Here is an 18,161-nt window from a genome sequence, read left to right on the forward strand (position 1 = left end):
GAAGGGACTCAGATGAGTAACCAGCTTTCCTTTATTCCCAGTACGCAAGAGTGGCGTCCCCCTTACCGTTTTAAACCCACAGCGGATGGGGATGAGTTGGCTACTGTTGTCGGGCCTCCGGGTGAAGAAATTTATACCAATGCGCAAGGTGCTGTCACCGTCTATTTTCATTGGGATAGGCGTGGTAAGCCAGACCACAGTGCGTCTTGCTGGGTGCGTGTGGCCCACGGTTGGAACGGCGATGGCTTTGGGTTTATGTCCATCCCAAGAATTGGGCAGGAAGTAATTATTTCCTATCTCAATAATGATATTGATAGACCGATTATTACGGGCTGTACCTATAATGGTCGAAACCGCCCCCCAATTGATTTGCCTAAGCATAAAACGCGTACCACATTTCGAACGAAAACCCATAAAGGGGATGGCTTTAATGAGTTGCGTTTTGAAGACGAAGCAGGCCAAGAAGAAATCTATGTGCATGCGCAAAAGAATTTGGCCATTAATGTGCTGAACTCTCGGGGGGAGCGAATTAATTACGACCGGACAACCAGTATTGGTCATAACGATGAACTGGTTGTCGCTAATAATCGGACCGTGACGGTTGATGGTAACCAAGCGCACAAAACAACCGGTAACTATCAAGGCAAAGTTGAGGGTGACCAACACCTTTCGGTTGAGGGGGATTTGGTTAAGGCAATACAAGGTGTGGTCAGCGTGAATGCACAGGGCGATATCACCTTACAAAGCAGCAGTAAAATTACGTTAAAGGTGGGTGGAAGCTTTGTTGTCGTACACAGTGGTGGCGTTGATATTAAGGGGCCTGCGATTAATCTTAATACGGGGGGAAGTCCCGGAGATATCCTGCAAGCGACTAACCCTGCCGTACTCAAAGCGGCGGCAAGTAGCGGTGCGGCTTTTGTGGCGCATTGCCCTATGAAAGAAGGGCAAGAGGAGTCTGAAAATGGTTAAACCTGAAACGTGCTATGCGATTATCGATGCGGCTTGTGAGCCAGATGTTTTTAATTTGCTTGCAGAGCATGAGCCGCCAGCGAGTTGCCTATACAGTGAGCCTATTCAACCTGAGATTGTGTCATTAGCCCCCTATTTAGTGGAAGTCACCGAAGACGTGCAACGTTGGTTAAGCTCGCGGGAGACGCCTTGGGGAATTTATGTTTACACGCACGCCACAATGCGTGAGTTACGACAGCACTTGCGTAAATATTTGACGGTGATGATACCCGGACAAGAAAAGCCCGTTTTTTGGCGTTTTTATGACCCTCGCAATGTGTGGGATGTGCTTGGAACCTTTGATAATTGGCGATTGCATGTGTTTTTGGGCCCTATCACGCAACTGAAGACGTTGTTATGGGGAGAGGAAACCGCCTCTCGTTTTGAGCGTGAACGCCGCGGATTTCCAGATAATGCGAAGCTTGGGGGGAAGTTGATGCGTTTTACTCCCATTCAATATGATGCGGTAAATCTCGTTTTTGAACGCCAATTCCTAGACCAGTTAATTTACTTTTTTATTCATGCCAAAAGTATGAGTCATCAATCACAAATGCATTTTTCATTAGAGGATTGGGTTGTCAGAGCGTTTGAGCGGCCAGCGCCGAGAGCACAAAAAATACAAGAGCGTTATGGTGAAACTACTTGGCGGCAAAATTGGCAATTAGCGAGTGATTTGTCGTCATTTTGTCAGCACCACAGAATTGATGATAAACATTCCTATCAGTTAATTGCCTATATGCTGGCATTATACCAAATTTATCGAATTGAGGATATTCCAGAAGAATGGCGTGTGTCTTTAGCTAATGAAACGGGCTCCGGAAATTATCGGGTACATAGTTTGGCTAGTCGTATCTTAAATATGTTGCCAGACTTAACAAAGGAAAATGGACAATGAGTGATAAATTAATATCACCTAAAGTAGGGTGTGCAACGCAAACGTGTGACATACCGGAACCTTGTTATCTGGATTTACTTGTCAAAGACACCTCAAAGGATAAGGTGATTTTAGAGTGGCGAGGTGAGGATGTTATATCACCGGAAACAGTGATTGATGAGGGAAAGGGGGTTCCATTAGAAATCCTGCTCAATGATAAGAAACATAATAATACTCAGCATGAAGCAATACTCGCTTCAAAGAACTATGTACAAACACTTAATTTGGGCTCTTCTCAATCGGTTTCGGTTTCCTATAATGCAAGTCGTGATGCGGGTACTTTTAGCGCAAGTAATTTACTCAATACCTTTGTCAATATGTTAGCACCGATTGACGCGTTCAAGTCGCCTAGAAGGTACAATATTACAGCGACTAATTGTCTTGGTACGAAACAAGATTGGTTCTTTGATGTTATTCCTTCGGTGAAGTTTGGGTTCTCTGTCAATTTTAGTTACTCCTTTCAAACTCGAGAAGCGAATGATAAAGAGCGAAAAGATAAGCAAATTAGTAAATTAAAATCAGAACGACTCAAGGGAGGGCCTGGGGAAAATACTTTACCGAAGAAGCTGAATAAGTACCATAAAGGCTGGACATTAGCGCCTATCCCATTTGTCAAAACGACCTCACTAGGTATTGATGTCGGCTTTTTTTATGAGTTAGCAGGGCATCCCTATAATTTAACGCCCATTAAGCAAATAAGCGAAACGAAAACGTTTCTTGATGACTTGTCGGGCATATTGAAAGTCAGTCAAATTATTAATGATATCGAAACAAAATTTTTATATCAGCAAAAAGGTAAGTTGACCCCATTCGCCGATAAATATCCTATTTTCTCTTTTGATTTTTCAGATATCGAGATTGGATTAACCTTCTTTATGGAAAATGTGACTCAGCGTGATTCAGCTCGATTAGTTTGTGCATTAGAAGGGAAGCCTTTTTGGGGCGGGTCATTTAAAATTGACGTTTTGCAGGTACTTGCGCTTTATGGTGGCAAAGCGTTGAGCAGTGGTATCAGTAAGTTACGTGAAGCTTTAGAAGAAAGGAAAAAAGGTAAAGATAAATTTAGTGCGGGTATTAATATTGATATTACTTTCTCTTTTGCTGTTCACTGTTTTGTGGGGATGGCGCAAACTCCCGACAAGCAACAAGAGTTTGCATTTGATGGCAATAATAAGTTTGAGGTAGGCTTTAAAGCAGATGCGGGGGCTTATATCAAAGCTAATGTCCTTTTTTTAGAGGCGTGTTTTGAATTTCATCTACGATTCGAAACAAAAGGTGCGCTTGCTTTAGATGCCCATGATGATGGAATAGACTTAGTACTTTGCCATGATGGTATTGTGCTGAAATTTCAATTTACGGCAGATATTTCTCTTCGAACCAAAAAAGATGATAGTGCTTTTTATGAGGGGGCTCCACTCGACGCAGATTGGACTATCTACCAATTTGCAGACCCTTTAGCACTTACCGAGTCAGATATTCGTTTTAATTTAGCGGGGCAAGTTAGAAAAGTACCTGAAAGACAACGACCGGAATTAGCCGCGCTTACTTCAGCAGTCAATACCGTACCGGCATCGATAGCGGGCTCGGCTATAAAAAACACTGTTTAAAAAAGGTTTATGATGAAACTAAGTAACTTACTGTGTATGACGACAATATTAATATTAGGAAGTAATCCAATGAGTTATGCTGATGATAATGATTTTCTTATTCGCACTTCTGTCGATATGAAATACGCATTTTGTGACGTTAAAACTAATGGGGTAAGTGGAACTAATAACCGCTCAGGTCTTGTAAGTGGCGGATTAGGTTTTGGTACGACAAGCACAAACTCGATGATAATGGTGCGTAATGGTGAGAATACTATTACCATTGAGATGGCATCACCAAATTGGTTTTCAACTAAAGGTATATCCGCAGACAAACTCAATCAATTTAATCCGAATGCAAAATGTGAGATTACGGTCAATAAAATAACAGATAATGGCGATATTATCCCATTAACAACGCTACTAGTTAAAATTAATGAAAAAGGTGAGCCAGAAGCGTATCAAGGTGATGCTCTGGACAGACAAGTAGAGAAAAAATTGATTAAAGCTCCCAATACAGAAAAAGTGCATCAGAATAGAATACGCCAGAATATTCGGCCCAATGAATATCCTCATGATATGACAGTATTCCAATTTAATAAAAAAATAAATGTAATGGGAGTACCCGAATGGGAATGGGTGAACTCTGAAAGATACCAAGATACCCCAGAACAACGCAAATTGTTACAAGACGCATATTTAGAATTATGGACTGCATTTAACCAAAAGGATTTATCAAAAATAAAACACATATTGGCTCCTTCACTAAAAACTTGGGTAGAAACAACAGGAGGGACGATTGACGAACAACTTGAATCACGTGAAATAGCGGCTGATTTTAATCAGAAGACATTCGCAATGATCCCAATTACTTGGGATAATTTTGAACCCTTAGTTATGAATGATGGGAAAATGGTAAAGTTGGTTTATAAAGAAGATTTCGATTATTCACCTATTTCATATAGCTATTTTAACGATGCAAATAGAAAAATTATTGGAGTACATTCCCCAATATTTTCCTTAGTAAATGGAAAATTCATTCCAGTCATATAGTCGGGTTTTATTATGCCAAACATTATCCTTATTGGTGATTCCGATACAGGCCATGGGAGACATGGCCCAACCCATGTGATTACCGGTTCATCGACAGTAAAGGTCGATGGCAAGGCAGTTGCTCGGCAAGGAGATGCTTTAGCGCCTCACGGCGGACATCCAAGAACCATCGTTGGTGGTTCAAGTAGTGTATTTATTGATGGTAAGGCCGCAGCTCGTACGGGTGATGCTGTCAGCTGTGGTGGCGTATTAATTGGTAATTCAACGGTAAAGGTTGGTTAGAAAATACGATGTTCTGACGGATAATGATTGAGTTTGCTAGGATACATGATAATAAAGAAATTAGTGTTACACCAGATAGTCAATATTAACATTAATTGGTCAATATAAGGATGTTTAATGCGCAAGTTAGCGATCGGTTTGGTGTTAGTGATGGTTGTAATTTTTACTCTGTTAGTTAATTCTTACAATACAATCCAAAAAAATGATGAGTTAGTCTCTGCGGCAGCGTCAGAATTATTAAACCAATATCAACGTCGATTTGATTTGATCCCTAATCTCGTCAGTACAGTTAAGGGATATTCAAGTCATGAAAGCAATGTGTTACAAGAGATTGTAAAGGCGAGAGCGTCTGTCGGGAAAATTAATGTGGATGGTCGCGTATTTGATGATCCTGAAATTTCTGCGAGCTATCAAAAAGCTCAAGATAATTTAGGGCAATCTCTATCACGTCTGTTAGTCATATCAGAAAATTACCCTGAATTGAAAGCAAACTCACTCTATCAAGACCTGATGGTACAGTTGGAGGGAGCTGAAAATCGTATTTCAGTTGCGAGAGGGCGGTATATAGAGGCGGTACGCCATTATAATACTCAAATTAGACAATTCCCCTATAACTTAATTGCGGAATCTATGGGGTATGATAAAAAAATTAATTTTAACGTTGAGAATGGGCATGAAATCAAAAGAACACCAACGGTGGATTTTAACTCATGATACGTAATATTTTATTTTTATTCTCCTTGCTTTTATTTAGTGCTATTGCGAGCGCATCAGTGAATAATACACCCCCATTAAAAATAGATAGGGTCATTGACCGTGCAAATTTATTAACGGCGCAGCAATTCGAAACGCTAAATAATTTATTGATTAATTTTGAAAATAATCGGAATGATGGTTCGCAATTTGTTGTTTATATCGTTCCGACTACTGGGAGTGAAAATATCGAAACTTTCGCAAGTCGTGTTTTTAATCAATGGGGGATAGGTAAAAAGGGGCTTGATAATGGATTACTGCTTGTTGTGGCAATAAATGACCGCAGTGTTCGCTTTGAAGTCGGGTACGGCTATGAGGGGACATTTACCGATGTTCTTGCTGGACGAATTATTCGAAAAAATATGTTGCCGTATTTTAGAGCAGAAAACTATTATACGGGTATTGAGCAAGGGATTATAAATGCCATTAATGTGGCTAATGATAGGCCAATAAGCTCAACGAATTCTCTGATAGATCTTATTCCTCTTAAAATATTGCAAACACATTTTATTTTAATTTATGTGATAATATTAGGGCTAATTTATTGTTTTCAGCTTGTATTTTCAACGAAAAAATTGAAAAGAAAAATTAATCAAGTGATAGCGCAGTCAGGTAAAAAAAAGAAAAATTCAGAAAAACGAGGATATAAGATAGGTGCAAATCAGCTAAAACGGTTAAAAAATTATCTGAATTACTCATTCTATTTTCCAACATCATTTTCGCTGTATTTCCCTGTAGTGTTTTGTTCAGTCGTTGTCATTTTTTATACACAAATAATTCTTAGTGGTATTGTTAACCCTTTTATCTTATTACTGATGGTGGTGTTATCATTATTCTTTAACCTTATTTCATTAACCGTGTTGTTTATTGGCATAAATATCTTATTTCCAATTTATCGACAGCAGAGAAAAGAATGGAAAGCGATTTGTGAGTTCAGTCGATTTGGTTCACCTTTTTATCAACCTGCATATTCAGTAAATACATCCCATAAACACGCTTCTAATTTTACTTCCAGTCACGATTTCAGTTCATCGAGTTCATCGAGTTCATCGAGTTCATCGAGTTCATCGAGTTCATCGAGTTCATCAAGTGGTGGAGGAGGTGGTTCTAGCGGTGGTGGCGGTGCTTCTGGGCATTGGTAAAGGGGATAAAAGGTTATAATAAGTTTTAGCTAGAATTTTAAGATAAAGCGAGTGCTTATATAAAAGCCAATCGCTCTTTGGGAAGCTAACTTTGCATTTTATTAGCGACAGAAATTACTCGTTTTACGAAAAATAAGTTTATGTAATTTAAAATAAAAAATACATTGTTAAGGAGTGATTGCTGTAATATATTGTTATTATTAAATGATATAAAGAACAATATCCCATTAAATACTTAACCTTGCTAAACAATTTGTTAAGTACTTAGAAAAATATTTTTACCTTTGAAATATTACTCATAAAGCTGACTGCTATAAACTAGCAATAAATAATTATTTTTAAAATTTTATATTGGGATTACTTTAATAGGGAACATTAATAAATATGTTTATGGTTCATAATCGATTCAGTTTAATTGCTATCATCATCGGAGCTTTTAGCATTTTTGTAATACTTGCTAATCAAAGCTATGAGCGTGAATACGTCCAATCTAAACCTAAGTTAGATCAAATTGTTCATGAAAAGGTAAGTAGTATAAACAAAGCGACAATGGATGCAATTAAAGGAAAAACGTATCAAGTCCCCAGTGTAGATCTTGCCAATGAGCAGCGACAGCTTTTGTTAGGTAAAATTGAATTATCCAAACAAGCAAGTATAACGCTCAGTGTATTTGGCATTATTTTTACCGCTATTTCATTTATCCGCCATGAAAACAAAAGCTCGGGTAGGATAGCTTTAGCACTAAATGGGAGTGTTCTCGCTATTTATCTTCTATTGTATGCTGCTGCAGGTGTAGCCAGCATTGTTGCTGTTTTACTTGCCATTTGGTTAATAGGTAACTTTTTTGGTATTTTTAGTATTTGTTAATTTCATTTCTAAGTTTTTTTTAATTTTTTTCAATGAAAATTTTGCATAGTATGATGATGTATGTCGCTAATTATAGGGTAAGGGCAACCTTAAACTTTTGATTCCGTTAATACATATTATTTACAGATATTTATTTGGTTCAATTTATCACATGAAAGAGATATTTTTTTTAGGTCTGGTTATTGCTTTTAGCTGTAATGCGGATTTATGTGACGATTTATATGAAAAACACAAATCGAACTGGGAAGGAAAGGCTAACCTAAGCATTTGTAAGGATGCACTAAAAGGGGATCCAGACGCGCAATTCGATTTGGGTGGATGGTATAAATTAGAAGAAAAAAAACAGGCTGAGGCTTTTGAATGGGTAAGAAAATCAGCTGTTCAAGGATGCGCTAAATCTCAATTTGTTTTGGGATTGCTTTATTTCAATGGTGAGGGAGTTGATAGAAATTGGTTTTATACCTTCGAGTTAGTCGAAAAAGCAGCTAACAATGGCATTCCACAAGCCATGACGTTCTTGGGGTATATGCATCAAAACGGCTATGCTACCGCAAAAAATGCGAGTAAGGCTAAAAAATGGTATTTAGCCGCAACCAAATTAGGTGATGCTACGGCTTATTCCCATTTAGGAAATATGTATAAAGATGGGGATGGTGTTAATATTGATAACGGGAAGGCGGCTGATTATTTTGTAAGTGCCATTAATTTCAATGTAAAAACGGCTTTAACTAAAGATATTAACACTTATCCTTGTAACGAATATGATGTTCTAAAATCAAAAAATTAAACAGTATCCTAATTCATATGGTTGCGTGCATTAAAAGGACAGTTATGAAGATATCATTTGCGTTGCCACTTTTATTGATTTTTATATCTGCGTATGCTGTTAAAAGAGGATAGTCTGTAGGCGAGATCCCCTCTAAATTATGTCTTAGATGTTGGTTGGTTACCATCATTTCAGGTAGATGATAAGTTTTATGTAGTTATCGTTAAAAATTCTGGCTGGAATGAGCCTTTGTTTTTAGCTGCAGCTGATAATATTAGCGAATTGATAGGAAAAATATATTTATTAATGAAATCAATTTATTAATATTTTGTATTTCATGAAACTGGATAATATAGAGGGTTATTATGCGTAGCACGGTGAATGGTCGTAAAATTATTTTAAAAAATGATACGACGAATACGGGTGGTACGGTGCTTACGGCTTCTTCTCTCGCCAAGCAAATCCAAGGTGTAGCATGTGTGGGCGACTCGGTTTATTGCCCTTCATGTAAAAAAAACAGGGACTATCGTTGAAGGTGATAACTTAATGAACATTAAGGGTATCCCTGTCGCATTAGAAGGTCACAAAGTCGCTTGTGGATGCTCTGGTGGTTGTGTGCTGGTTGCAGTAGGTTAAATGCACCACTGCGTTACCGAAACGGTGATCCTGATGATAAACTTTATGGCTGTATTGATGAGGAAGGCACCGAATGACGAGTTTATATACGGCAACAAAGCACCCAGAACAATTAAAAACCACGCCATTGATTGAAGAAAGTCATCACTACGATGATCCGTTGGAGCCTCAAAAACTGGTATTTTTAGATGCGGTCAATAAACAGCGTTGTGTGATTAACTCCCCACAGCGGAATAGCCAGCTTACTAATACAATACCCTTTTTTATCATATTACTAGTGATGGCTTGTTATACATTATTTAATTTTATGGGGGGGCATATTGGAGCAAAGGCTTCACTAGAAGACATGTCTCAATATTTATTTGAAAATAATAAAAATATCAATGCATTAAGTGAGGTTGAACGTAAATCTATTCTAAAGTATCAATCTTTTTGGGACAAAGGAAAAATAAGTTGGTGGGATTATATCAAAGCTTATAATTCAGGTGAGTTTTTTACTGACAGTCAATATGATAAATACCTCGTTATTGGCTGGCTAATTTTTTTCCCCGGTTTTTTGTGGTTATTTGCTTATCTCTCTTTCTTCACGCCTCCGGTTTACCTTATTGCTGATAGGCAACGAGGAATATTGTATAGCTATGGAATGGGGAAAGTACGTTTAACGCGCTATGAAGATGCACAATTCGGCTATGCAGGTAAAATGCTGGCGATTAAACTGTATGGCATTGATGAAAAAACAGGGCAATTGAAAACGATCCTCTATCGTCCGAATGTCTCACATTACTCCAGTTTCCTGACCAGCACCGACAGTGAAAACCATCGTTTTATCACGTTTCTCAATGCTTATATGCAAGAGGGGCGAGATGCCGTTTCGTCTGTCGATTACCAAGCTCGTAAACCCTTTTTGTCTTTTGGTAAGAATCCCCTTCCTGCTGATTTTGAGCAACAGGTCGAACAGATTTTAGCAAAGCTTGATCAAGAGAAAAAACGCAATGCGTAGCCTTGTGAATGGCAGAAAACTCATTTTAAAAAATGACACGACGAATACCGGTGGTACGGTGCTGACAGCTTCTTCTCTCGCCAAGCAAATCCAAGGTGTAGCGTGTGTGGGCGACTCTGTTTATTGCCCTTCATGTAAAAAAACAGGGACTATCGTTGAAGGCGATAGCTTAATGAAAATTAATGGTATCCCTGTTGCGCTAGAAGGTCACAAAGTCGCTTGTGGATGTTCTGGGGGCTGCGTGCTCGTCGCAGCAGGTTAAATTACAATTCGGCATCATAAATAATATCACTATTTTGATAAGTTGTTCTATCATGTGGAAAACCTCGCGTGTGAACTGTGGGAGAGCCACGCTGAGGAAGCCCTTATCCTCGACACACCAGAAGGCCAACTTCACTCACGTTTAGTGGATTGGCTACACCTGCATCCTTCTCTAGCTGGGGATATCCATACCCGTACCGCCACCCAGTTTATGGACTATGCCCAGCAACAAGGCTGGTTAACTGCGACAACGGAGCTGTCATGAGTCAGAAAGTCGAGTCGTGCATTATCTGTGGAAACTACCGATTTTGGTTAGAGCTGCATACCAATTTGCAGATCCTTTAGCACTCACAGAGTCGGATATTCGTTTTAATTTAACAGGGCAAGTTAGAAAAGTACCTGAAAGACAACGACCGTAACTAGCCGCGCTTACTTCAGCAGTCAATGCCGTACCGACATCCATAGCGGGCTCGGCTATAAAAAACACTGTTTAAAAAAGGTTTATGATGAAACTAAGCAATTTACTGTGTATGACGACAATCTTAATATTAGGAAATATGTCTATGAGTTATGCCGATGATAATGACTTTCTTATTCGTACTTCTGTCGATATGAAATACGCATTTTGTGATGTTAAAACCAATGGGGTAAGTGGAACTAATAACCGCTCAGGTCTTGTGAGTGGCGGATTAGGCTTTGGTACGACAAGTACAAACTCGATGATAATGATGCGTAATGGTGAGAATACTATTAGCATTGAGATGGCATCACCAAATTGGTTTTCAACTAAAGAGGTACCAAAAGATAAACTCAATCAATTTAATCCGAATGCAAAATGTGAGATTACGGTCAATAAAATAACGGATAATGGCGATATTACTCCATTAACAACTCTACTAGTTAAAATTAATGAAAAAGGTGAGCCAGAAGCGTATCAAGGTGATGCTCTGGACAGACAAGTAGAGAAAAAATTGATTAAAGCCCCCAATACAGAAAAAGTGTATCAGAATAAAATACGCCAGAATATTCGACCCAATAAATACCCACGCGATATGACTGTATTCCAATTTGATAAAAAGATAAGTATGGCGGGGTTACCTGAATGGGAATGGGTGAACTCTGACAGGTATCAAGATACCGTGGAGCAACGGAAACTATTGCAAATAGCGTATTCAGAATTATGGGCGGCTTTTAATCAAAAAAAATTTATCAAAAATAGAACAAATATTGACTCCCTCACTTAAAGTTTGGGCGGAAACAACTGGAGGTACAATCCATGAACAATTTGAATCGCATGAATTAGCAGAAGCATTTAATCAAAAGGATTTCGCAATGATCCCGCTTAATTGGGATAATTTTGAACCTTTAATTATGAATAATGGAAAAATGGTGAGGTTAGTTTATAAAGAAGATTTTGATTATTCCCCGTTATCATACAGTTATATCGATAATGAAAATGATAAGGTAACTGGATTCTACGCACCTATATTTTCCTTAGTAAATGGAAAATTCATTCCAGTCATATAGTCGGGTACTATTATATGCCAACAATTATTCTTATTGGTGATTCCGATACAGGCCATGGAAAACATGGCCCAACCCAAGTGATTACAGGTTCACCAACGGTAAAAGTCGATGGTAAGGCGGTTACTCGGCAAGGAGACGCATTAGCGCCTCACGGTGGACATTCAAGAGCCATCGTTGGTGGCTCAAGTAGTGTATTTATTGATGGTAAGCTCGCAGCTCGAACGGGGGATAGTGTTAGCTGTGGTGGAGTGTTAATTGGTAATTCAACGGTAAAGGTTGGTTAATTGATAGAAACGAATATAACCTTCAGAGATTTAATTTTTTATCTGACATAGTCACCAGTATTTTTAATGTTTTTATCTCGGCAGAGGTTTACTTTTTTATAATACTGAAACGTGACATTTCTAAATTGGTACTACTGCGGAAGCTTGCTTAAGCACTCTTATGCTAAGTTAAAACTAATATTTAACTTATGTACTATGCTTGATTTTCCATTTATTTGAAAACGAAATCGCCATGCTTTTTTGCCATTAGGTTTCACTTCAAGGTACAAACCGTTGAAGTCATTGATACGATAAAGTTTTTCTTTAGGTTTTGCAGTTCTGCATTTTGTATCAGTAAGCATAATAAGTTCAACTAGTTATGTAAGTTGATATTATTATACTCACTTAAAAAGGGAAGATAAATAAGTTGTACTCAGTTACGTACTCATTTAATCGCGAGCTTTTATGAAGCTTAATGAGACATAAAACAGCATAAAACCCAGTTAATATTATGAATTTTATGCTGTTTTATTATGAAATGATGCTTTATGAAACAGTATAGGACTTAAGTGTAGGCTTACACATTAAACAAGAAGTTCAGGACATCACCGTCTTTAACGATGTAGTCTTTTCCTTCTGCGCGCATTTTACCTGCCTCTTTTGCACCTTGTTCACCGCGGTACTGAATGAAATCCGCAAATGCGATGGTTTGAGCACGGATAAAACCTTTTTCGAAGTCAGTATGGATTTTACCAGCCGCTTGTGGCGCGGTTGCACCGACAGGGATTGTCCATGCACGAACTTCTTTAACACCTGCGGTGAAGTAAGTTTGCAGGTTTAGTAACTCATAACCAGCACGAATAACGCGGTTTAAGCCTGGCTCTTCGATGCCTAAATCTGCCATAAATTCGTCGCGTTCTTCATCATCTAACTCAGCGATGTCGGACTCGATAGCCGCGCATACAGGGACAACCACAGAGCCTTCGGCTTGCGCAATTTCATACACTTTGTCTAAGAATGGGTTATTTTCAAAGCCATCTTCATTGACGTTCGCGATATACATGGTTGGTTTTAACGTTAAAAAGCTTAAATAGCGGATTGCGGCTTTATCTTCAGTGGTTAAATCCAAAGTACGCAGCATGCCTGCTTGCTCTAAATGTGGCAGGCATTTTTCTAACGCTTCTAATTCCGCTTTCGCATCTTTATCGCCACCTTTAGCGCGTTTTTGTACGCGGTGGATAGCACGTTCACAGGTATCAAGGTCAGCTAAGGCTAATTCAGTATTGATAACATCAATATCTTCAGCGGGGTTAACTTGGCCAGCAACGTGGATAATGTTGTCATCTTCAAAACAACGTACAACGTGGCCGATAGCTTCAGTTTCACGGATGTTAGTTAAAAACTGGTTACCGAGACCTTCACCTTTTGATGCGCCTTTAACCAAGCCTGCAATATCCACGAATTCCATGGTGGTTGGTAAAATACGCTGTGGCTTCACGATTTCAGCTAATTGATCAAGACGTGGGTCTGGCATTGGCACAACACCCGTGTTTGGTTCAATTGTACAGAAAGGGAAGTTGGCTGCTTCGATGCCGGCTTTGGTCAATGCATTAAATAATGTGGATTTACCCACGTTTGGCAGACCAACGATACCGCATTTAAAACCCATATGTTTCTCACCTTAAATAGCGAGGGGCAGGCGAGTGCTGCACCCAATGTTTAGAAATTGGCGCTGATTATACACAAAAAGTCGATTTTGATGAAATGAACTCTTATGCAGTCGCTTTAAAGCTATGTAAACGGTTAATCGCTTTGTCCATTCCATCAGATAACAGAATGTCTGTGCACCTTACCGCTTCATCAATCGCATCATCAATCAGTTTTTGCTCAGACATCGGTGGCTTACCTAAAACGAAACCGACAACCTTGTTTTTATCGCCCGGATGACCAATACCAATGCGCAAACGGTAAAAATTTGGGTTATTGGCAAATTTGCTCTGAATGTCTTTTAACCCGTTATGGCCGCCATTACTACCACCAAGCTTCATTTTTGCCACACCCGGTGGGATATCAAGCTCATCGTGGGCGACTAAAATTTCATCGAGGTTAATACGATAAAAATTTGCGATGGCTGCGACGGCTTTCCCACTGAGGTTCATAAAGGTGGTCGGTACTAATAAGCGAATATCATTACCACCAAGATTAATGCGTGCGGTATAGCCGAAAAATTTCGGTTCTTCTTTTAAGGGTTGATTGTGGCGTTCAGCTAACAAATCAACATACCATGCCCCTGCATTATGGCGGGTTTGTGCGTATTCAGCCCCCGGATTTGCAAGGCCAACAATTAATTTAATTTTGCTCACGGCGACTATTTCACTGTCAGTTTATGGAATTAATCGCCTAGTTTACCTTGTGATGGGGAGGATGTACAAAAATCCGATAAAAACATCACGTTCATTATAGTTACGTTATGAACTATTCGTTTTTTCTGTATTTTTGATAAAAAGCACTTTATGGGTAGATATTATGGACAACTTTGTACCTTGTGATGCCTATCGCAAAAAATTTTACTTAATGCACTATAATCCTTACATAAATATAAAGAATCACCGAATTAATTTACAGATGCTTGCTTATCAGTCCACTGATACTGGAGGTAGATATGAAACGGAAAAGTGCTCATTTAATTGGTAATGTTCTCATGGGATTAGGGATGGTCATGATGATTGGGAGCATTGGGGTTAACCTATTCGCCCATGTGATCAATTTTGGCTTGTCTGAACTGGTTACTAACGGCTCACTCTTCGGAATTTTCGTGGGTGCGATGGTGTGGCTAGCAGGGGCGAGAGTTGGGGGACGTGAGAAAGTTGCAGACCGTTACTGGGTATTAAAGAATTACGGTCGTAAAGATAATCACCGTTATCCATAATTATTTAGCTTATTAATAAGGCAGCGATAATTTTAGGTGATAGTTAGCTGGGTGATAGTCGATGTTTTTAACGTCAAGGTCGCCTAGCTGTATAGGTTTTGTGTCTGTTTTTTTAAGCATTCACAACAAAGAAGTTGGTTATTTTTATGGCGTAGAGGTTGAGTGAATAAAAAAAGCCATAGAAATAGGTATCTATTGTCTATACGCGCTAAAAACATAAAGCCCCTACAGATGACTGCAGGGGCTTAATTTTTGGCTGTGATTTCATTCCATCACTGTAAGAGCATGAATAACCCGACGGTAATTAGTGCTCGAACATTGCTGAGATTGACTCTTCGTTGCTAATGCGACGAATAGCTTCAGCCAGCATGCCTGATAATGTTAAGGTGCGAACGTTAGGCAGCGCCTTGATTTCAGGTGACAGTGGAATAGTGTCACAAACAATGACTTCATCAATCACTGAATTTTTGATGTTGTCTACAGCATTGCCTGAGAAAATCGGGTGAGTTGCGTATGCGAACACACGTTTTGCACCACGTTCTTTCAGCGCTTCAGCCGCTTTACACAGAGTACCACCGGTATCAATCATATCGTCAACTAAGATGCAGTCACGACCTGAAACATCACCGATAATGTGCATAACTTGAGAAACGTTTGCGCGAGGGCGACGTTTATCAATGATTGCCATGTCGGTGTCATTCAGGAGTTTTGCGATAGCTCTAGCACGTACCACGCCGCCGATGTCTGGAGATACAACGATTGGGTTTTCCAAGTTTTTCTGGAGCATATCTTCCAGAAGAATTGGGCTACCGAATACATTATCAACAGGAACATCAAAGAAGCCCTGGATCTGCTCTGCGTGAAGGTCAACAGTGAGAACACGGTCAACGCCAACACTGGACAGAAAATCGGCAACAACTTTAGCGGTGATTGGTACACGGGCAGAACGTACGCGACGATCCTGTCTTGCATAACCGAAGTAAGGGATAACAGCGGTAATACGACCAGCAGATGCACGGCGCAGGGCATCGACCATAACAACCAGTTCCATTAAGTTGTCATTAGTTGGTGCACAAGTTGACTGGATGATAAAAATATCACCACCGCGAACATTTTCATTAATTTGAACACTGACTTCGCCGTCGCTAAAACGACCAACAGCCGCGTCTCCAAGATTAGTGTAAAGGCGGTTAGCAACACGTTGTGCTAGTTCCGGTGTAGCGTTACCAGCAAAAAGCTTCATATCGGGCACGAGAAAAACCTCAGGCTTGCGTCCAGAGAGATATTGTTGACCAATAGCAATGAGCGTTGTTTCATTACTTATTGGTGCAATACACGGGTTATCCCAGCGCGGAAATTGTGCAGTGGGGATACGTTAGCGCCTTGAGCGACGAACCCTTGCACCCACGATGGGGCTTTATTTAACACCTTAAGGGCATCCGCTTGTGTTTCAAATTCAGAAAAAACACACGCGCCTGTTCCTGTTAGGCGAGACGGAGCATATTCTAACAGCCAAGAAACAAGCTGTTCAACCTCACGAAAACGTTTTCTTGCGATCGGTTCGCAATCATTTGCGTACGGAGCCAGTAATAATGCGGCTAGGGAGCGTTTTGGAGAATTTCGATTTAATTGCGGATCTGTGAAGATAGTCGGAGTTGATATTTCAATTCCGGGGTGAGCAACCAGATACCATTTCTCTTTAGGGGAAGCTTTGGTTAATATTTCACCGATTCCTTCAGCGAATGCAGCATGGCCTCGAACAAACACAGGCACATCTGCACCGAGCGTTTTGCCAAGCTCAGCCAAAACCTCATCGGACACTTGTGTACCCCAGTGTTCATTGAGGGCAATCAATGTGGTTGCCGCATTCGATGAACCACCGCCAATACCACCGCCCATCGGGAGGATTTTATCAATCGCGATATCCGCACCAAGGGGCTGAGCCCAATTGAGCGTTTCACGGCAATAGCGTTGTAGTAATGTGGCAGCCCGCAAAATTAAGTTCTTTTCGGGAGGAACCCCAGCCATTTCAGTTACTAAATTCAGTTGATCATCATGGCGTGTGGTAATCGTGATTTCATCGCCATAATCTAAAAATTGAAACAGCGTTTGTAGCTCATGATAGCCATCTGGGCGTTGGCCCGTGATATACAAGAATAAATTTAATTTAGCGGGGGAAGGCCAAGTTAAGGTCATTTTTTCAGTGTCCAGCTGTCCATTTTCAATTTAATTAATCGGTCGCCTTGGCGTAGTTCAAGGTAATTTGGCAGCATTGGCGAGGTTTTGGTGTCGTAGGAAATATAATCTAACACCCATTTTTCCCCATTTTGTTCAAACGTCACGTTTTTCAGTAAGTGGTTTTCATCTAAGGTGAAATCCGTCGCCCTACCCGGAGAACCCACTAACCACGCAGTTAAGTCATCTAGCGGGATTTCCATGCCAGTCAGTTGATAGATTAACTCGCTAGGGACATCACTCATATGAGTTTGCCCATCTTTGGTGGTTAAACGCGCCAAATCAGGCTCAACGGTGAGTTCTAATTCACGGCTTCCCAGCGGGTTTGTCAGCAATAAACGATACTTTTCGGGTGTATATTGCTGCCAGAAGAATTTTGCGTAAGTCTTGGTTTCACCGCCATTATAAACGAAGGAGCCACGTGTTTGATAATCACGCAGTTGATTCAATTCTTGCTGGTGGGCTTTCCATTGCGCGTCAGACGCTGAACCTGTGCCTTTGGTGGTATTTTGTGATGTAGTGACACAAGCTGTTAATAAAAGGCAGGAAAGAGGCAAAAGCCGCCAAAAGCCTTTTACAGGGTGAGTGAACGACAAAACTTGGGTTAATTGCATAGTCAATCTCAACGTTTTAGGGCACAGATAACATCATAAATTAAAGCGAATTACGCTAGGTTATACATAAGGTAGCGTATTGATGGGTAAAATTGTGCGCTAATCTGCTGATTGAATCAATCAGAATAGGGTTATTTCCCGTAAAGTTGATTAAAGCAATAGGGCATCACCATTTGCTTTCTGTGCGAAATAATTGCATTCTTTATGCATGTTATTGTAGTCGTTAGCGTTGTGATTAATAATTTGCTAACAATAAAATTAAAGGAACGATAGGTTTCAATCATGAAAAATAATCGTTAATACCT

Annotated in this window: 22 protein-coding genes and 2 pseudogenes; 18 read left to right on the forward strand and 6 right to left on the reverse strand. The window is 39.8% G+C overall.

Annotated elements, in window-relative coordinates; all coding sequences use genetic code 11:
- The 17 genes and pseudogenes from AC4IFO_RS19555 to AC4IFO_RS19635 all read left to right on the forward strand — a co-directional run.
- On the forward strand, positions 1-969 hold a 969-nt coding region (locus AC4IFO_RS19555; RefSeq protein WP_490736944.1), incomplete at its 5' end, for a type VI secretion system Vgr family protein.
- Complete coding sequence (locus AC4IFO_RS19560) at positions 962-1,903, forward strand: DUF4123 domain-containing protein (protein ID WP_490736946.1); 942 nt, start codon at positions 962-964, stop codon at positions 1,901-1,903. The genes AC4IFO_RS19555 and AC4IFO_RS19560, both read left to right, overlap by 8 nt.
- Positions 1,900-3,549: a hypothetical protein gene (locus tag AC4IFO_RS19565; protein WP_490736948.1), complete on the forward strand. Its 1,650-nt coding sequence runs from the start codon at positions 1,900-1,902 to the stop codon at positions 3,547-3,549. Before AC4IFO_RS19560 ends, AC4IFO_RS19565 begins: the two co-directional genes overlap by 4 nt.
- A 69-nt stretch (positions 3,550-3,618) precedes the next feature.
- Positions 3,619-4,581, forward strand: coding sequence for a hypothetical protein (locus AC4IFO_RS19570; RefSeq protein WP_490736950.1), 963 nt, complete (start codon positions 3,619-3,621; stop codon positions 4,579-4,581).
- A 12-nt stretch (positions 4,582-4,593) separates the two neighbouring features.
- Positions 4,594-4,863 carry a PAAR domain-containing protein gene (locus tag AC4IFO_RS19575; protein WP_490736952.1) on the forward strand — a complete coding sequence of 90 codons (270 nt, stop codon included), beginning with the start codon at positions 4,594-4,596 and terminating at the stop codon, positions 4,861-4,863.
- A 117-nt stretch (positions 4,864-4,980) separates the two neighbouring features.
- Positions 4,981-5,577 (forward strand): LemA family protein, encoded by a 597-nt coding sequence (locus AC4IFO_RS19580; RefSeq protein ID WP_136135427.1) that lies wholly within the window; start codon positions 4,981-4,983, stop codon positions 5,575-5,577.
- On the forward strand, positions 5,574-6,758 hold the full coding sequence (locus AC4IFO_RS19585) for a TPM domain-containing protein (protein ID WP_490736955.1): 1,185 nt from the start codon (positions 5,574-5,576) through the stop codon (positions 6,756-6,758). The genes AC4IFO_RS19580 and AC4IFO_RS19585 overlap by 4 nt, the downstream gene beginning before the upstream one ends.
- A gap of 384 nt (positions 6,759-7,142) precedes the next feature.
- On the forward strand, positions 7,143-7,625 hold the full coding sequence (locus tag AC4IFO_RS19590; protein WP_490736957.1) for a hypothetical protein: 483 nt from the start codon (positions 7,143-7,145) through the stop codon (positions 7,623-7,625).
- Between the two features lie 151 nt (positions 7,626-7,776).
- Complete coding sequence (locus AC4IFO_RS19595; RefSeq protein WP_490736959.1) at positions 7,777-8,412, forward strand: tetratricopeptide repeat protein; 636 nt, start codon at positions 7,777-7,779, stop codon at positions 8,410-8,412.
- A gap of 344 nt (positions 8,413-8,756) precedes the next feature.
- Positions 8,757-9,027 (forward strand): annotated as a pseudogene (locus AC4IFO_RS19600) (PAAR domain-containing protein).
- A 73-nt stretch (positions 9,028-9,100) separates the two neighbouring features.
- Complete coding sequence (locus AC4IFO_RS19605; protein WP_490736961.1) at positions 9,101-10,027, forward strand: hypothetical protein; 927 nt, start codon at positions 9,101-9,103, stop codon at positions 10,025-10,027.
- A complete protein-coding gene (locus tag AC4IFO_RS19610; RefSeq protein WP_490736963.1) occupies positions 10,020-10,289 on the forward strand; it encodes a PAAR domain-containing protein in 270 nt (89 codons plus the stop codon). The genes AC4IFO_RS19605 and AC4IFO_RS19610 overlap by 8 nt, the downstream gene beginning before the upstream one ends.
- A 54-nt stretch (positions 10,290-10,343) precedes the next feature.
- Positions 10,344-10,553, forward strand: a complete 210-nt coding sequence (locus AC4IFO_RS19615) for a hypothetical protein (protein WP_490736965.1) — start codon at positions 10,344-10,346, stop codon at positions 10,551-10,553.
- A 16-nt stretch (positions 10,554-10,569) separates the two neighbouring features.
- Complete coding sequence (locus AC4IFO_RS19620) at positions 10,570-10,707, forward strand: hypothetical protein (protein WP_490736967.1); 138 nt, start codon at positions 10,570-10,572, stop codon at positions 10,705-10,707.
- A 144-nt stretch (positions 10,708-10,851) separates the two neighbouring features.
- On the forward strand, positions 10,852-11,532 hold the full coding sequence (locus AC4IFO_RS19625) for a hypothetical protein (protein ID WP_490736969.1): 681 nt from the start codon (positions 10,852-10,854) through the stop codon (positions 11,530-11,532).
- Positions 11,516-11,815 carry a hypothetical protein gene (locus tag AC4IFO_RS19630; protein ID WP_490736971.1) on the forward strand — a complete coding sequence of 100 codons (300 nt, stop codon included), beginning with the start codon at positions 11,516-11,518 and terminating at the stop codon, positions 11,813-11,815. The genes AC4IFO_RS19625 and AC4IFO_RS19630 overlap by 17 nt, the downstream gene beginning before the upstream one ends.
- A gap of 14 nt (positions 11,816-11,829) precedes the next feature.
- Positions 11,830-12,099: a PAAR domain-containing protein gene (locus tag AC4IFO_RS19635; protein WP_490736973.1), complete on the forward strand. Its 270-nt coding sequence runs from the start codon at positions 11,830-11,832 to the stop codon at positions 12,097-12,099.
- 194 nt (positions 12,100-12,293) lie between these two features.
- Here the strand turns inward: AC4IFO_RS19635 and AC4IFO_RS19640 are convergent.
- From AC4IFO_RS19640 to pth, 3 genes and pseudogenes are all read right to left on the reverse strand, one after another.
- Positions 12,294-12,440 (reverse strand): annotated as a pseudogene (locus AC4IFO_RS19640) (Arm DNA-binding domain-containing protein); the annotation flags it as partial.
- Between the two features lie 215 nt (positions 12,441-12,655).
- On the reverse strand, positions 12,656-13,747 hold the full coding sequence (gene ychF / locus AC4IFO_RS19645) for a redox-regulated ATPase YchF (protein WP_219248458.1): 1,092 nt from the start codon (positions 13,745-13,747) through the stop codon (positions 12,656-12,658).
- A gap of 103 nt (positions 13,748-13,850) precedes the next feature.
- The gene (gene pth, locus AC4IFO_RS19650; protein WP_273827808.1) at positions 13,851-14,441 is read right to left on the reverse strand and encodes an aminoacyl-tRNA hydrolase; all 591 of its coding nucleotides are present in this window, start codon (positions 14,439-14,441) and stop codon (positions 13,851-13,853) included.
- Positions 14,442-14,740: 299 nt separating this feature from the next.
- On the opposite strand from pth, the gene ychH reads away from it, so the two are divergent.
- Complete coding sequence (ychH, locus tag AC4IFO_RS19655; RefSeq protein ID WP_490736976.1) at positions 14,741-15,007, forward strand: stress-induced protein YchH; 267 nt, start codon at positions 14,741-14,743, stop codon at positions 15,005-15,007.
- Between the two features lie 304 nt (positions 15,008-15,311).
- Here ychH and prs read toward each other — a convergent pair whose 3' ends face one another.
- From prs to lolB, 3 genes are all read right to left on the reverse strand, one after another.
- The gene (gene prs / locus AC4IFO_RS19660) at positions 15,312-16,259 is read right to left on the reverse strand and encodes a ribose-phosphate diphosphokinase (protein WP_219248451.1); all 948 of its coding nucleotides are present in this window, start codon (positions 16,257-16,259) and stop codon (positions 15,312-15,314) included.
- A 68-nt stretch (positions 16,260-16,327) separates the two neighbouring features.
- Positions 16,328-17,203, reverse strand: coding sequence for a 4-(cytidine 5'-diphospho)-2-C-methyl-D-erythritol kinase (ispE, locus tag AC4IFO_RS19665; protein WP_490736979.1), 876 nt, complete (start codon positions 17,201-17,203; stop codon positions 16,328-16,330).
- Positions 17,200-17,856, reverse strand: a complete 657-nt coding sequence (lolB, locus tag AC4IFO_RS19670; RefSeq protein ID WP_275076760.1) for a lipoprotein insertase outer membrane protein LolB — start codon at positions 17,854-17,856, stop codon at positions 17,200-17,202. Before lolB ends, ispE begins: the two co-directional genes overlap by 4 nt.
- Positions 17,857-18,161 lie beyond the last annotated feature (305 nt).

The organism is Providencia sp. UF-224 (assembly GCF_058245955.1).

What these genes read in the sequence shown, in the direction of transcription:
- AC4IFO_RS19610 (WP_490736963.1), top strand. Translation starts at nt 10,020, where the DNA reads ATGCGTAGCCTTGTGAATGGCAGAAAACTCATTTTAAAAAATGACACG.
- AC4IFO_RS19595 (WP_490736959.1), top strand. Translation starts at nt 7,777, where the DNA reads ATGAAAGAGATATTTTTTTTAGGTCTGGTTATTGCTTTTAGCTGTAAT.
- AC4IFO_RS19590 (WP_490736957.1), top strand. Translation starts at nt 7,143, where the DNA reads ATGTTTATGGTTCATAATCGATTCAGTTTAATTGCTATCATCATCGGA.
- AC4IFO_RS19625 (WP_490736969.1), top strand. Translation starts at nt 10,852, where the DNA reads ATGAGTTATGCCGATGATAATGACTTTCTTATTCGTACTTCTGTCGAT.
- ychF (WP_219248458.1), bottom strand. Translation starts at nt 13,747, where the DNA reads ATGGGTTTTAAATGCGGTATCGTTGGTCTGCCAAACGTGGGTAAATCC.
- AC4IFO_RS19580 (WP_136135427.1), top strand. Translation starts at nt 4,981, where the DNA reads ATGCGCAAGTTAGCGATCGGTTTGGTGTTAGTGATGGTTGTAATTTTT.
- AC4IFO_RS19635 (WP_490736973.1), top strand. Translation starts at nt 11,830, where the DNA reads ATGCCAACAATTATTCTTATTGGTGATTCCGATACAGGCCATGGAAAA.
- lolB (WP_275076760.1), bottom strand. Translation starts at nt 17,856, where the DNA reads ATGCAATTAACCCAAGTTTTGTCGTTCACTCACCCTGTAAAAGGCTTT.
- ychH (WP_490736976.1), top strand. Translation starts at nt 14,741, where the DNA reads ATGAAACGGAAAAGTGCTCATTTAATTGGTAATGTTCTCATGGGATTA.
- AC4IFO_RS19585 (WP_490736955.1), top strand. Translation starts at nt 5,574, where the DNA reads ATGATACGTAATATTTTATTTTTATTCTCCTTGCTTTTATTTAGTGCT.
- AC4IFO_RS19575 (WP_490736952.1), top strand. Translation starts at nt 4,594, where the DNA reads ATGCCAAACATTATCCTTATTGGTGATTCCGATACAGGCCATGGGAGA.
- AC4IFO_RS19570 (WP_490736950.1), top strand. Translation starts at nt 3,619, where the DNA reads ATGAGTTATGCTGATGATAATGATTTTCTTATTCGCACTTCTGTCGAT.
- ispE (WP_490736979.1), bottom strand. Translation starts at nt 17,203, where the DNA reads ATGACCTTAACTTGGCCTTCCCCCGCTAAATTAAATTTATTCTTGTAT.
- AC4IFO_RS19605 (WP_490736961.1), top strand. Translation starts at nt 9,101, where the DNA reads ATGACGAGTTTATATACGGCAACAAAGCACCCAGAACAATTAAAAACC.
- AC4IFO_RS19560 (WP_490736946.1), top strand. Translation starts at nt 962, where the DNA reads ATGGTTAAACCTGAAACGTGCTATGCGATTATCGATGCGGCTTGTGAG.
- AC4IFO_RS19565 (WP_490736948.1), top strand. Translation starts at nt 1,900, where the DNA reads ATGAGTGATAAATTAATATCACCTAAAGTAGGGTGTGCAACGCAAACG.